Annotated in this window: 12 protein-coding genes; 5 read left to right on the forward strand and 7 right to left on the reverse strand. The window is 71.3% G+C overall.

Features of this window, described 5'->3' with window-relative positions; translation table 11 throughout:
- Nucleotides 1–223: 223 nt before the first annotated feature.
- Nucleotides 224–703: a cytidine deaminase family protein gene (locus ACN268_RS31705; RefSeq protein ID WP_421486678.1), complete on the forward strand. Its 480-nt coding sequence runs from the start codon at nt 224–226 to the stop codon at nt 701–703.
- Between the two features lie 32 nt (nt 704–735).
- Here ACN268_RS31705 and ACN268_RS31710 read toward each other — a convergent pair whose 3' ends face one another.
- The 5 genes from ACN268_RS31710 to ACN268_RS31730 all read right to left on the reverse strand — a co-directional run bounded on the left by ACN268_RS31710 (nt 736) and on the right by ACN268_RS31730 (nt 5,692).
- Nucleotides 736–2,232, reverse strand: a complete 1,497-nt coding sequence (locus tag ACN268_RS31710) for a peptide ligase PGM1-related protein (RefSeq protein WP_421486679.1) — start codon at nt 2,230–2,232, stop codon at nt 736–738.
- Nucleotides 2,233–2,377: 145 nt separating this feature from the next.
- Entirely contained in the window at nt 2,378–3,112 is a 735-nt protein-coding gene (locus ACN268_RS31715; RefSeq protein WP_421486680.1) for an iron-containing redox enzyme family protein, read from the reverse strand.
- The gene (locus ACN268_RS31720; protein WP_363656656.1) at nt 3,109–4,080 is read right to left on the reverse strand and encodes a hypothetical protein; all 972 of its coding nucleotides are present in this window, start codon (nt 4,078–4,080) and stop codon (nt 3,109–3,111) included. Before ACN268_RS31720 ends, ACN268_RS31715 begins: the two co-directional genes overlap by 4 nt.
- Nucleotides 4,077–4,820: a GNAT family N-acetyltransferase gene (locus ACN268_RS31725; RefSeq protein WP_421486681.1), complete on the reverse strand. Its 744-nt coding sequence runs from the start codon at nt 4,818–4,820 to the stop codon at nt 4,077–4,079. Before ACN268_RS31725 ends, ACN268_RS31720 begins: the two co-directional genes overlap by 4 nt.
- A gap of 227 nt (nt 4,821–5,047) precedes the next feature.
- A complete protein-coding gene (locus ACN268_RS31730) occupies nt 5,048–5,692 on the reverse strand; it encodes a hypothetical protein (protein ID WP_204927922.1) in 645 nt (214 codons plus the stop codon).
- Nucleotides 5,693–5,975: 283 nt separating this feature from the next.
- Between ACN268_RS31730 and ACN268_RS31735 the strand changes: the two genes are divergently transcribed.
- Together ACN268_RS31735 and ACN268_RS31740 are read left to right on the forward strand one after the other, a co-directional pair.
- On the forward strand, nt 5,976–6,266 hold the full coding sequence (locus ACN268_RS31735) for a hypothetical protein (RefSeq protein ID WP_421486682.1): 291 nt from the start codon (nt 5,976–5,978) through the stop codon (nt 6,264–6,266).
- A 21-nt stretch (nt 6,267–6,287) separates the two neighbouring features.
- A complete protein-coding gene (locus ACN268_RS31740; RefSeq protein WP_421486683.1) occupies nt 6,288–7,013 on the forward strand; it encodes a nucleotidyltransferase domain-containing protein in 726 nt (241 codons plus the stop codon).
- A 173-nt stretch (nt 7,014–7,186) separates the two neighbouring features.
- On the opposite strand, the gene ACN268_RS31745 is transcribed toward ACN268_RS31740, so the two are convergent.
- Both ACN268_RS31745 and trmB read right to left on the reverse strand, forming a co-directional pair.
- A complete protein-coding gene (locus tag ACN268_RS31745; RefSeq protein ID WP_421486684.1) occupies nt 7,187–9,700 on the reverse strand; it encodes a DEAD/DEAH box helicase in 2,514 nt (837 codons plus the stop codon).
- Nucleotides 9,701–9,847: 147 nt separating this feature from the next.
- On the reverse strand, nt 9,848–10,477 hold the full coding sequence (gene trmB, locus ACN268_RS31750; protein ID WP_421487052.1) for a tRNA (guanosine(46)-N7)-methyltransferase TrmB: 630 nt from the start codon (nt 10,475–10,477) through the stop codon (nt 9,848–9,850).
- 222 nt (nt 10,478–10,699) lie between these two features.
- On the opposite strand from trmB, the gene ACN268_RS31755 reads away from it, so the two are divergent.
- Together ACN268_RS31755 and ACN268_RS31760 are read left to right on the forward strand one after the other, a co-directional pair.
- A complete protein-coding gene (locus tag ACN268_RS31755; protein WP_421486685.1) occupies nt 10,700–11,314 on the forward strand; it encodes a hypothetical protein in 615 nt (204 codons plus the stop codon).
- A gap of 299 nt (nt 11,315–11,613) precedes the next feature.
- The gene (locus ACN268_RS31760; RefSeq protein WP_421486686.1) at nt 11,614–12,333 is read left to right on the forward strand and encodes a class F sortase; all 720 of its coding nucleotides are present in this window, start codon (nt 11,614–11,616) and stop codon (nt 12,331–12,333) included.
- The last annotated feature ends 57 nt before the right edge of the window (nt 12,334–12,390 follow it).

Raw genomic sequence — 12,390 nt, forward strand, 5'->3', positions numbered from 1 at the left:
AGGATAGGCAGCCGACCGCCGGACCGCCCCCGGGTTACGCCCGGGAGCCCCACGGCCGGTGGTGGGTCGGGTGGCCCAGGCCGTCGCGGTGCAGGTCGCGGGCCGGGTGGGGCGGGTGTGCGAGGCGGTGGGTGACCGGTCACGTCCCCCGGTGCGCTGCCCGGGAAACGGGCCGCCGCCGGGCTACGCTGAGCGCCGACGACGCGACCACGGGGGCTGCCGGATGACGACGACGATGCTGGACACCGACCGCGCGCTGGTCCAGGCCGCCACGGCGGTCGCCAAGCTGCGCTGCCGCAGCGAGAACCACACCGTCGCGGCGGCGGCCCGGACCACCGACGGCCGGGTCTTCACCGGGGTGAACCTGTTCCACTTCACCGGTGGCCCCTGCGCGGAGCTGGTGGCCATCGGCGCCGCCGCCACCCAGGGCGTGGGGGAGTTGGAGACCATCGTCGCGGTGGGTGACCGGGGGCGCGGGGTGATCCCGCCGTGCGGGCGGTGCCGGCAGGTGCTGCTCGACTACCACCCGGGCATCCAGGTCATCGTCGGGCCGCTGGACGCGCTGCGCAAGGTGCCGGTGGCCGATCTGCTGCCGGACACCTACGTCTGGGCCGAGCAGCGGCTCGACGCCTCCGCCATCGTCCGGACGGGGCAGTGGCCGATGCCGACCGTCCCGGCGAGCCGCCCCGCCTCGGAGGACTGAGCCCGGGCCGTCGCCCCGCCGGCCGGGCGCGCTCAGGCGTCGTGGGCCGCCACGTCCAGGGCGAGGGCGCGGGTGGCCCGCATCAGCTCCGCCGCCTCGGCCGCGTCCCGGCCGATGCAGACCGCGCCGAACTTGCCGTAGGCGGGCAGCGCGCTGAGCATGTGCAGCACCGTGCCGGTGCGCCGGGTGTGGTCGTAGCGCAGCGGTGACCGCTCGACGGCGTCGATCAGCCGGGCCGGGGTCAGCCCCACCAACGACGGGTCGGTGATCGCGTCGGACGCCTGGTAGACGCGCTCCGCGCGGCCGTCGGGGGTGTCGGTGAACAGCCGGCCGTCGGCGTCCGGCACGGTGTCGAGCAGTTGGCTGGCCATCACGAAACCGTGCTTGGTCCCCGTCGCGCGCAGGTTCAGCTCGCAGCCGAGCACCCGGAACGTGTCACCCCGGCGGGCGGCGATGAAGTCGACGCCGTAGTCGCCGGTGGTGACGCCCTGCGCCACGAGGTACCTGCCGACGCGCAGGCCGTACTCGACCACGGTGGCGCGGTAGGCGGCGTCGGCCGGGAACGAGCTGCCGACGTAGGTCAGGCCCGCCCCGCCGAGCACCTGGTCGTGGGTGGAGACGCACTCGACGGCACCGGTGGGGGTCACCCGCCCCTGGAAGCTGGGGCTGCGCAGCTCGTCGGCCTCGACGAACTCCTCGGCGACGATGCCGGCATGGGGGATCAGGCCGGCGAACTCCGCCCAGCCCAGCCTGCCGTCGACGAGCCGGCTGTCGGGTAGCCGTTTGGCCACGGCGGCGACCACCTCGGCGCGGTCGGTGCCGGTGACCTCGGTGAGGTCGACGGTGGCGTTGCCCATCCCGGCGCCGTACGCGGTGCTGCTCAGCTTGAGCACCAGCCGGCGTCGCCCGGCCAGCACGAGGTCGGCGACCGCCTCGGCGAGCGTGTCGACGTCGTGGCACTCGGGGGTGCCCGCCGGCACCGCGATGTCGAGCGCCCGGAACATGTCCCGGCCGGCGCTCTTGGTGCCGAGCGGGATGTACCCGGCGTCGGCCTGGTCCCCCGGGACGCCGAGGGCGGCGGCGTAGTCCTGCAGGTTGCCCGACGGCTCGAAGTAGCTCAGCGTGACCTCGTCGCCCGCCTGCCGGGCGGCGGCGACGAAGTCGGCCACGCGCTCGCGCAACCGGGTGGCCGCCGGGTTCGTCGGGTCGAGCAGCTTGTCGCTCAGCCAGCGGGGCGAGGAGTCGTCGAGGCTGCCGATGACCACCCGGTCCCGGCGGGGGTCCCGCCCGTCGACCGGCTCCTGCGGCAACAGCCCGAGGAAGTAGTCCACCTGGCGGTCGGCGTCGATCATGCGGGGCGCGGTCAGGTAGAGCAGCGAACCGCCGCCCCGGCAGACCACCGCGACGATCGTCGCCCCGACCGGCCGTTCGGGAAACAGGGTCGACCCGCTCAACCGTTCCAACAGTTCGGGGCTGCATTCCCGGCTCTGCACGGAAACGACGGCACGACGGTTACCGGTGACGGCCATCGCGATCATTCTCCTCGGCGGCGGAGGTCGACGGGCGGTCACGCCACCGGTGGTGACGTGACCGCCGTCCGACGGAAGGTGGGCCCGACCCTAACACCGCGACCGGTGTCCCGAGGTGACCCGCGTCCGCCCGCGATTCGCCTCCTCAGGGGGTGGTCAGCGCTTTCACCACAGCGAATGCGCCGTCCTGTTTCAGCACGGTGCGGTGGTACAGCTCGGTGTAGAAGGCGCAGAACAGCCGGTACACGTTGGTGATGTGTTCCACCACCCGTCGCCGGTCGTCGTCGGTGTGCACGAACGTCATGAGCACGTCCCACACGAAATCGGTGTGGTCGTCCTCCAGGTCGTGGTTGACGTGCGCCTGCTGACCCTTGGCCATGCCCGCGCCGAGCACCTGCTCGACGTTCTCGATCCAGTCCGGTTGGGTCATCAGCGAGACGTTCTCGATGAAGTACGAACTGGACAGCGAGGCCAGCGGCTGGCCCTCGTGTTCGAGGCCGTAGTAGAAGTAACCCTGGAGCAGTTTGGTGGAGAACATCGGCTCGGTCGAGTAGATCTCCTCCCGGCTCACCCCGACCCGTTCCAGGTCCTTGGCGAACATCGAGTCGTGCAGCATCTCGTCCTCGGTGTACGCACACCACTTCTTGGCCAGCACCGGGTTGTGCTTGGTGAAGTAGTGGATCGTCAGCGCGTCGATCCACCGCTTCATCCGCAGCCGGAGAATGATCTCGATGACGTGCCGCTGGTAGTAGGCCATGTTGATGTCCCTGGCCCGGAAGAGGTGGTCCGCGCCCTCGACCTCGCGGTAGAACTGCTGCACCATCTGCCGCAGCAGTTCGTCGACCTCCTGCTTGAATGCGGCGTGCTCTTTCGTGGTCATGCGCTTGCCGGCCCCTGTCGTCGGTCGGACGCCGCGGCCGGAATCGCGTACTGCCGGCTGCGGCGGGAGATGGCGGTCTTGTCGGGAAGGTGGCGGTCGAGCATTTCCAGGCCGCGGGCGACGCGCCGGACCCGCTCGACGGTCCGTGCCTCACTCGGTGGGTCGTACGGGTGTTCCTGCACGCTCGCGCCCATCTTGAGCATCACCGGGGCGGCGATCTGGACGATCTCGGCCAGCTCGTAGAACCGGATGAAGCCGCCCTTGGTGCGGTAGACGTCGGTGGGCACGTCCATCGGCAGTTCGGGGTTGAGCCGCCGGATCTCCTGGATCATCGGCAGGCCCAGGTCGTGCGCCAGGGTGATGCTGTCGGCGCCGTTCTCGGCGAAGATCCGTGCCAGGAAGGGGTTCGTCGGCATGCAGTGGCTGGAGGTCTTGAAGACCAGGTCGGCCGGGAGCAGGCCGTCCGACCGCAGCTCCGCGAGCACCCGCAGCACGCCGATGTCGTAGACGGTGATGCCCCGGCAGCCGAGCGCCGCGAGCCGCAGCGCCTCGGCCACGCAGGCGCGGATGCCGTCGCTGTTGTTGATCTGCCGGCCCATCTCCAGGCCGAAGCCGGTGCGGTAGAAGGCGCTCTTCGTGTCGTACTCGGGGCGGGGGCCCAGGCTGACCACGATGCCGTGGTCGTTCTCCCGGCACAGCGCGAACATGTCGGTCAGTTCGGCGTCGGAGAGCAGGAAGGACCCCAACGTCTCGTTGAACCGGGTGACCCGGACGCCGTGCTCGTTGAGCAGTTTGACCATGATTTCGAGGTCGCGCATCGAGTTCACCGCCGGGATCTCGACGCCGAACTGGCCGCCCCCGTCGAACTCGCCGGCCGAGCGGTGGAATGCGACGTTGTCGGTGAACGGGTAGCCCTTCCCGGCCAGCCAGTCCCGTGCCGCGCCGCCGGACATGGTTACGTCGTTCACGCGATCTCCTGTCGGGGTGCCGGATTCGGGGTGATACGCAATGCCGCGGCCAGTGCCGCGCGGGCGGCCGGTGTCGGGGCGTGCACCAGGCACAGCACCCGGTCGAATTCGCCGACCTCGGCGGAGAAGAAGGCGTCGACGCGCCGGTTTCCGGAGCGTGGCCGGTACTGCCAGAAATCGCTGCCGACCGTGCCGCCGCCGTGCACGATCACCCCGGTACGGGGATCGAACCGGCACTCCGGTGACAGTTGGGCGGCCAGCCGCCCGGCCAGCCGGCGCACCTCGTCGGGGTCGGAGCCGTCGAGGGACGGATAGCAGCGGATGTCGTCGTGCACGGTGAACCGGCGCATGACCGTGTACGCCTTCGGTGTGTAGGTCTTCATCGCCACCAGTTCCGGAAATTCGCCGAGCCGGCGGGTGATTTCGCGGAAAAGTCGGGAGACGAGGCCGAAGGCGACGGTTCCCCCGTGGTGTTCCTCGGCGACCAGCAGGGTTTCGACGTAGGTGAAGGGCCGGTCGTCGGGGTCGCGTTCGGTGGCGGCGACGAGCCCGACGCACCCCTGGGCCGTCTCGGCGGCGACGAGGTGGTGGCTCTCCCGCAGGATGTGCTGTTTGGTGGTCAGGTAGTCGGCCACCCGGTGCCGGGGCATCGACCGGGCCAGGTCGGTGCGTATTCGGTGGACGAAATCGGGGGGGATCGATTCTGCGCCGGCGAAGTAGCGGAACCGGACATGACTCATCGGGAATTCCACCTCCGATCGGACTGGTGCGTACCTGCGCCATTACACATCGAGGTAGATGAACGTGATTTCCGCAACACTCTACGGTCGGTGTCGGCTTCTGCGATGATCAGAACGGTCTTTGGGGAAGTCTGCAACGACAGACAGATCGGACGGCAACGCTGCCGTCCGAGCTGTCTCAAACAATTAAGCAGGTCAATGTGTAGGTGGATGTGCCGGAATCGTGGTCAGGCGGCGGTGGACCAGATGGCCCGGAAGGCGGCCGCCTCGCCGGCCAGCCACTGCTCGACCTGTGCCGGCTTGACGTGCTCGGGCGTCCGGTGGGCCACCCCGCGCCGCACGTCGACCAGGACCGGCTCGGCGTGCGGCAGCACCGCGTCCATGTGCCGGGCCATCAGGTGCAGGGTGGCCAGGGCCGCCTCCTCGCTCGGCGGGGTCTCGTCGAAGTGCAGTCGCACCGCCTCGGCGTGGCCGTCGGCATACCGGATGCCGAAGTGGGGGTTGATCTTGACGGGCAGGTCGCCGAGCATCGCGAGGGCGTCGCGGGTCTGCGCCAGGTCGACGCCGGTCGGCTCGCCGAGCGACTCCAGCCACGCCGTCGCGCCGGGCGTCAGCGCCTGGTAGAGCGGACGCCAGCGCGGCTTGACCAGATCGGCCACCCCGGCCAGGTGGGTGCCGCCGGTGTGGAAGGCGATGTCGGCCTTGAGCGCCTTGACGAACTGGCCGTGCGGGTTGAAGCCGTGCCGGCTGGCCCGCTGCTTGCGCAGCCCGCCGACGAAGCTTGCCTTGGTGGGCCCGGTGCGGTCGACGTACCGGGTGAAGCCGAGGAGGGTGGCGTACGGCGTGAGGGGGGCGTTGACGGGCGCGGTCACGAGCGTCCTCCCAGGTCAGGAACTCGATTAGTACATACATTCTAATCGACGGGTGTGACATCGCCCAGGGGTGGAGGTCGCCGATCCCGGTCCAGTCCGGCTGCAGTTGGCCAGTCCGCCGGAACATGGCCGACAGCGTGGTCTCGTCCGCCCGAAGACGGCCAGCCACCCCTGAGGTTCTCCCGCGGCTCCCTCCGACTGCCCGTCTGGACACTGGTCGCGTGACGAACGACGCGGAGCGCGAGTTCGGGATGTACCCAACCAAATTGCCCGGGACAGGTTGGTGTGGACGCGCGGACCTGAACTCGATCTCCAGACCGTGCCCCTGCCCGAACGCGACGGCGACCTCGTCCGTGACCTCCTGGTCGCCGAGAAGGCGCGGAGAGGCGTGGAGATCGGGCTCGCGTACGGGAGTTCCGCCCTCGCCATCGGAGAGGCCCTGTTGGCCGTCGACCCACCCATTGTGATCGATCAAATCCAGCAGCAGGCCTACAACGACGTCGGGTCGGACCGGACTGCGGGACAACAGTTGAGCGAGACCATCGAGCAGCGAAATTCATGTCGGCTGCTGTAGGCGTTTCCTACACTCGCCACCATGGCGACATCACCTGCTGCCGTTCGGGACCTCGGCTACGAACTGAAGGAACTCGGTTGGGTCAGCGATCTCCTGGTGGCAGGGTCGTTGGCCACCGGTGACTACATCCCACGCATCAGCGATCTTGACCTGGTTGCGCTTGTTGACGGCCCTGTTGACACCGGTCGGCAGGCAGCACTTTCAGTGATCCACCGTCGACTCGACAGCGGGAGCGGCGCGGGCTTCAGCCTGGGCTGCGTATACGTCGACACTGCGACCGTCTCCGAAATCGAGGAGCAGCATCCGACCTGGACCCACGGTCGACTCGTTCACCGCATTCTTTCCCGGGTCACAAGAGCAGAACTAGCGAGACACGGATACGAGGTCTTCGGACGCTCGCCGCGCGAGGTCTTCCCCGCAGTCTCAGCCGAGGACATACGAGCGGCGGCCCGCGCCGAGCTCACCGGCTACTGGGCCTGGGCCGCTCGACGTCCGTGGATATGGGTGGACCCCACCATCGCTGAACTCGGCCTTACCTCCATGGCCAGGGGTCGCCACGCACTCGACAAGGGCGAACTCCTCACCAAGACGCAGGCCATCGAACAGGCGCACGCCCCAACCTGGCTGATCGACCAACTCAGCGCGAGACGGCGAGGCGAAGCCGTCTCCTCGCCTCGGATACGGACAGCCGTAGTCGCCTGGCTCGACGCCCGCCGGACAGTCGCTCGCGCGAAGCGCGCTCTTTGAACTCCCGCCTCGCCGTAACGTCCCAGGCAGCCAAGATTTAGCCAACTGATTCCGGACGAGATCACGGCGGATCGTCCGCAGGAAGCTGTCCCGCTGGTGGCCATCCACGCGACCGGCGGCCACCGACGCCGGACCGGACACGGACACACCGGACGGCCCCTGCGAAGAAAGACTCAGAGCTGCCCGACGTCCGTCACCCGGACCACGGCGGCACCCACCTCGTCCGAGGCGACCAGGTCGACCTCGGCGCTGATCCCCCAGTCGTGGTCGCCCTCCGGGTCGTCCAGGATCTGCCGGACGGTCCACTTCTCCCGTCCCTGCTCGATCATGAGCAGCGCCGGGCCGCGGGCGTCCGGCCCCACCCCGATCCCGTCGTACGCCGCGAAGTACGGCTCCAGCGCCTCCGCCCAGGCGTCGGCGTCCCACCCGGACGCCCCGTCCAGCTCGCCCAGGTCCCACCAGCGGCGCAGGGCGGCCAGCTCGACCCGGCGGAACAACGCGTTGCGGACCAGCACCCGGAAGGCGCGGGCGTTGCGGGTCACCGCCGGCACCCGCTCCTCAAGCGACGCGTGCGCCTGGGCGGCGTCCGCGACGTCGGAGGGGTTGCGCAGCCGCTCCCACTCGTCGATCAGGCTGGAGTCGACCTGCCGGACCAGCTCGCCCAGCCACTCGATGAGGTCGACCAGCTCCTCGGTCTTGGCGTCCTCGGGAACGGTCTGCCGCAGCGTCTTGTACGCGTCGGCGAGGTAGCGCAGCACCAGGCCCTCGGAGCGGGTCAGCCCGTAGAACTGCACGTACTCGCCGAAGGTCATCGCGCGTTCGTACATGTCCCGCACGACGGACTTGGGGGAGAGCTGGTGGTCGGCGACCCAGGGGTGCCCCTGCCGGTACATCTCGTACGCGGCGTGCAGCAGCTCCGCCAGCGGCTTGGGCCAGGTCACCTCGTCGAGCAGCTCGATGCGGGCCTCGTACTCGATGCCCTCGGCCTTCATCGCGGCGACCGCCTCGCCGCGCGCCTTGAACTGCTGCGCGGAGAGCACCTGGCGCGGGTCGTCGAGGATCGACTCGATCACGCTCAGCACGTCCAGGGCGTACGACGGGGACCCGGCGTCGAGCAGTTCGATGGCGGCCAGCGCCAGCGGCGACAGCGGCTGGTTGAGCGCGAAGTCGAGCTGGAGGTCGACGGTGAGCCGGACCCGCCGGCCGGTCTCGTCGGGCTCGTCGAGCTGCTCGACCACCCCGCCGGCCCGCAGCGCCCGGTAGATGGCGATCGCCCGGCGGATGTGCCGGCGCTGGGCGGCGGCGTCCTCGTGGTTGTCGGTGAGCAGGTGCCGCATCGAGGCGAACGCGTCACCCGGCCGGCCGATCACGTTGAGCAGCATCGAGTGGCTGACCTGGAAGCTGGAGGTCAGCGGCTCCGGCTCGGCCTCGACCAGGCGTTGGAACGTCGGCTCGCCCCAGCCGACCGAGCCCTCCGGCGGCTTCTTCTTCACCACCTTGCGCCGCTTCTTCGGGTCGTCGCCGGCCTTGGCCAGGGCCTTCTCGTTGTCGATCACGTGTTCGGGGGCCTGCACCACGACCCGCCCGATGGTGTCGAAACCGGCCCGTCCGGCCCGGCCGGCGATCTGGTGGAACTCGCGGGCCTTGAGCAGCCGGGTGCGCACCCCGTCGTACTTGCTCAGGCCGGTGAACAGCACCGTGCGGATCGGCACGTTGATGCCCACGCCCAACGTGTCGGTGCCGCAGATGACCTTCAGCAGCCCGGCCTGGGCCAGGGTCTCCACGAGCCGGCGGTACTTGGGCAGCATGCCGGCGTGGTGCACGCCGATGCCGTGCCGCACCAGCCGCGACAGCGTCTTGCCGAAGCCGGAGGTGAACCGGAAGTTGCCGATCGCGGCGGCGATCATGTCCTTCTCGGCCCGGGTGCAGACGTTCACGCTCATCAGCGCCTGGGCGCGTTCCAGCGCGGCGGCCTGGGTGAAGTGCACCACGTACACCGGGGCCTGCTTGGTCTCCAGCAGCTCTTCGAGCGTCTCGTGCAGCGGCGTCATCGCGTACGAGAAGATCAGCGGGACCGGCCGCTCGGCCGACCGGACGACGGCGGTCGACCGGCCGGTGCGCCGGGTCAGGTCGTCGACGAACCGGGTGGTGTCCCCCAGGGTGGCCGACATCAGCACGAACTGCGCCTGCGGCAGTTCGATGATCGGCACCTGCCACGCCCAGCCCCGGTCCGGCTCGGCGTAGAAGTGGAACTCGTCCATCACCACCTGGCCGACGTCGGCCCGCTTCCCCTCGCGCAGCGCCAGGTTGGCCAGGATCTCGGCGGTGCAGCAGATGATCGGGGCGTCGGCGTTGACGCTGGCGTCGCCGGTCAGCATGCCGACGTTCTCCGCGCCGAACACCTCGCAGAGCGCGAAGAACTTCTCCGACACCAGGGCCTTGATCGGCGCGGTGTAGAAGCTCGTCCGGTCGTCGGCCAGGGCGGTGAAGTGCGCCGCGATAGCGACCAGGCTCTTGCCCGAACCGGTCGGGGTATTCATGATCACGTTCGCGCCGGAGACGATCTCGATGATCGCCTCCTCCTGGTGCGGGTAGAGGTCCAGCCCACGCTCTTTCGCCCAACCGGCGAACGCGTCGAAGAGGGTGTCGGGGTCGGCGCTTCGAGGCAGCGCGGCAGTGAGCGTCATAACGCCCCCCATCGTGCCCGCACCACCACCCCGCCCGCCAACCGGGCCGCCCGCCCTGATCCGCCCCCGGTCGCGCGGAACCGCCGGCGGGTCGAGGTGGCGGTGTCGCCGGTGGCCGGACACCACCGCCAGGGCGGTCCGGCGGGCTCAGGCGCGGCGGCGGTGGACCAGGTCGAAGACGTCGCGGCCGGCGGTCAGGGCCCGCCGCTCGAACTTGGTCACCGGACGGTGGGCGGGCCGGGGCGCGTACCCGCCGTGCACGTCGACCAGCTCCGGATCGGCGGTCAGCGTCGAGCGCATCGACTCGGCGTACTCGGCCCAGTCGGTGGCGCAGTGCAGCGTCCCGCCGCCGACCAGCCGGGACCGCAGCAACGCCACGTGCTCCGGCTGGATGATCCGCCGCTTGTGGTGCCGCGACTTGGGCCACGGGTCGGGGAAGAACACGTGCACCGCGTCCAGACAGCGCTCCGGCATGGCCCGGACCAGGTCCAGCGCGTCACCCTGGGCGACCCGGACGTTGCCCAGGCCGTGACGCTGGACCAGGTCGAGCAGGTTGGCGATGCCCGGGGTGTGCACCTCGACCGCCAGGTAGTCACGGTCCGGGTCGGCGGCGGCCATCGCCGCGGTGGCGTCACCCATCCCGGAGCCGATCTCCAGCACCACGGGCGCGCCCCGACCGAAGAACCCGGCCGGATCGACCGGCCCGTCGAGGTCGGCGATCTCGATCCCGTACGCCGGCCGCAGCCGGGCCAGCGCATCGGTCTGCCGGCTGGTCATCCGGCCCCGTCGGGGGTGGAAGGTGCGGATCGTCCCGGTGCCCGGCCGGGCCACCGGGACGGCGGGGTTCTGGTCGATGGAGGTCACAGCGACCCGAGCGTACGCGACGGTTCCGCCGTATCGGATGTGCCGTCGGTCGGAGGGTGAGACGATTCATCCCGTACGGCAGGTCGGCGTCCGGGTCGGGTCCGGGTGCCGCCCGGGGGGCCGGAAGGGGGAGAGGTGTCGATCGCGCTGCACCGCACCGCGCTGGCGGTCGCCCTCGGTGCCCTCGTCCCCGCCCTGTGGCACGCCGTCCCGGCCTCCGCCGTCCCGGGTTCGGTCGCCCCGGTCCCGGTCGCCCCGCCGGCCGTCGCCGCGGCCCCCGGGCCGGATCAGCCCCCGCCCGACGGGGGCGGTGACCCGCAGCCGCCACCCGGCGTGCTCTTCGTCGAGGTGACCCCGGGGACCGTCGAGCCGGGTTACCTGGTCGGCATCCGGGCGAGCTGCCACGACAACTCGATCCCGGCGACGGTCGTGTCCGACGCCTTCGGCCGGGTCCAGGTGCAGCCGCAGCACGGCCTGCTCACCGCCGCGCCGATGGTCAGGGAGCGGGTCCGGCCGGGCAACTACCGGGTCAAACTGGAATGCCCCGACGGGGCGACCGCCTCGACGGCGCTCCAGGTGGTCAAGAAGGTCAAGCCCAGCCCCGGGCCGCACACGGGCTTCGGCGGCGCGGCCGGCGGCGACGGGATACCCGGCGGGCTGCTCGTGCCCGGCGGGCTGGCGTTGACCATCGCCGGGGCCGTCGTCGGTATCGTGGCGGCCCGCCGGCCGCGTGGCGTCGCCGGGCAGTGACCGTGCCGCCCGCCTCCCCGGGTCCGCGCCACGGCCCCCTCCCGCCCCCCGGCAGCCCGCCGCCCGCGGACTCCCGGCCCGTCGCTCCGTCCGGCGACCCGACGTCCCACGGCCGTACGGCGTCCCATGGCCGTCCCCCCGGCGGTACGCCGGCCCACGGCCGTCCCCCCGGCCCGGTGCCCGGCGGCACCCGCCCACGCTGGGCTGGCCTGATCCCGCCGCCGGCCGGCCCGGTGCCCGGACCGTCGCCGTCCGCCGCCGCGCGGCGCGGCGCTCCGCCCCGGCCGCCCGACGATCCGATGTCGCCGCCGTTCCGTGCCCCGGTCCCGTCCGGCGGCCCGACGGCTGCCGGCCCGGCCCCGGCCGCCCCGGACGGCGGCCGGTCCTCGACGCGCGGCCCCTGGTCGGTGCCGCTGGCCGTGGTGCTGGTGCTGCTCGGTGTCTTCGCCACCGGTGCCGGGCTGGGGCGCTCGGTCGGGCCGCTGGACCGGACCGGCACCCCGTCGCAACGTCCGGCCGCCGGTGCCCGGCAGAGCCCCGTACCGGGCAGCCTGCCGGCCAGCCGCCCGGTACGGCTCACCGTGCCCGCGATCAAGGTGGCCGCCCCGGTGGCCCCGGTCGGTCAGGCCCGGGACGGGTCGATCGACGTACCTCCGCTCGACCGGCACGACGAGACCGGCTGGTACGACCGGGGCCCGACCCCCGGCGAGCCCGGCCGGGCGATCATCGTCGGCCACGTCGACTCGAAGGACGGCCCCTCGGTCTTCTACGACCTGCGCAAACTCAACCCGGGCGACACGATCGAGGTGACCCGGGACGACCGGCGGGTGGTGGTGTTCCGGGTCGATTCGGTGGAGTTCTTCGACAAGTCGGCCCTGCCCGCCGACCGGGTCTACGGCCGCGACGGCGCACCGGCCCTGCGGCTGATCACCTGCGGCGGCCAGTGGATCGGCGGACGCACCGGATACGCCGACAACGTCATCGCGTTCGCCTCGTTGGCGGCGACCCGGTCACCCTGACCGCCGACCGATGTCACCCTGACCGCCGGGCCGATATTGCGGCGACGCCGCACGACG

Source organism: Micromonospora sp. WMMD735 (assembly GCF_049178995.1).
In the GTDB taxonomy this organism is placed as follows: Bacteria; Actinomycetota; Actinomycetes; order Mycobacteriales; family Micromonosporaceae; genus Micromonospora; species Micromonospora wenchangensis.

What these genes read in the sequence shown, in the direction of transcription:
- ACN268_RS31705 (WP_421486678.1), top strand. Translation starts at nt 224, where the DNA reads ATGACGACGACGATGCTGGACACCGACCGCGCGCTGGTCCAGGCCGCC.
- trmB (WP_421487052.1), bottom strand. Translation starts at nt 10,477, where the DNA reads ATGACCAGCCGGCAGACCGATGCGCTGGCCCGGCTGCGGCCGGCGTAC.
- ACN268_RS31745 (WP_421486684.1), bottom strand. Translation starts at nt 9,700, where the DNA reads ATGACGCTCACTGCCGCGCTGCCTCGAAGCGCCGACCCCGACACCCTC.
- ACN268_RS31740 (WP_421486683.1), top strand. Translation starts at nt 6,288, where the DNA reads ATGGCGACATCACCTGCTGCCGTTCGGGACCTCGGCTACGAACTGAAG.
- ACN268_RS31710 (WP_421486679.1), bottom strand. Translation starts at nt 2,232, where the DNA reads ATGGCCGTCACCGGTAACCGTCGTGCCGTCGTTTCCGTGCAGAGCCGG.
- ACN268_RS31715 (WP_421486680.1), bottom strand. Translation starts at nt 3,112, where the DNA reads ATGACCACGAAAGAGCACGCCGCATTCAAGCAGGAGGTCGACGAACTG.
- ACN268_RS31760 (WP_421486686.1), top strand. Translation starts at nt 11,614, where the DNA reads ATGTCGCCGCCGTTCCGTGCCCCGGTCCCGTCCGGCGGCCCGACGGCT.
- ACN268_RS31725 (WP_421486681.1), bottom strand. Translation starts at nt 4,820, where the DNA reads ATGAGTCATGTCCGGTTCCGCTACTTCGCCGGCGCAGAATCGATCCCC.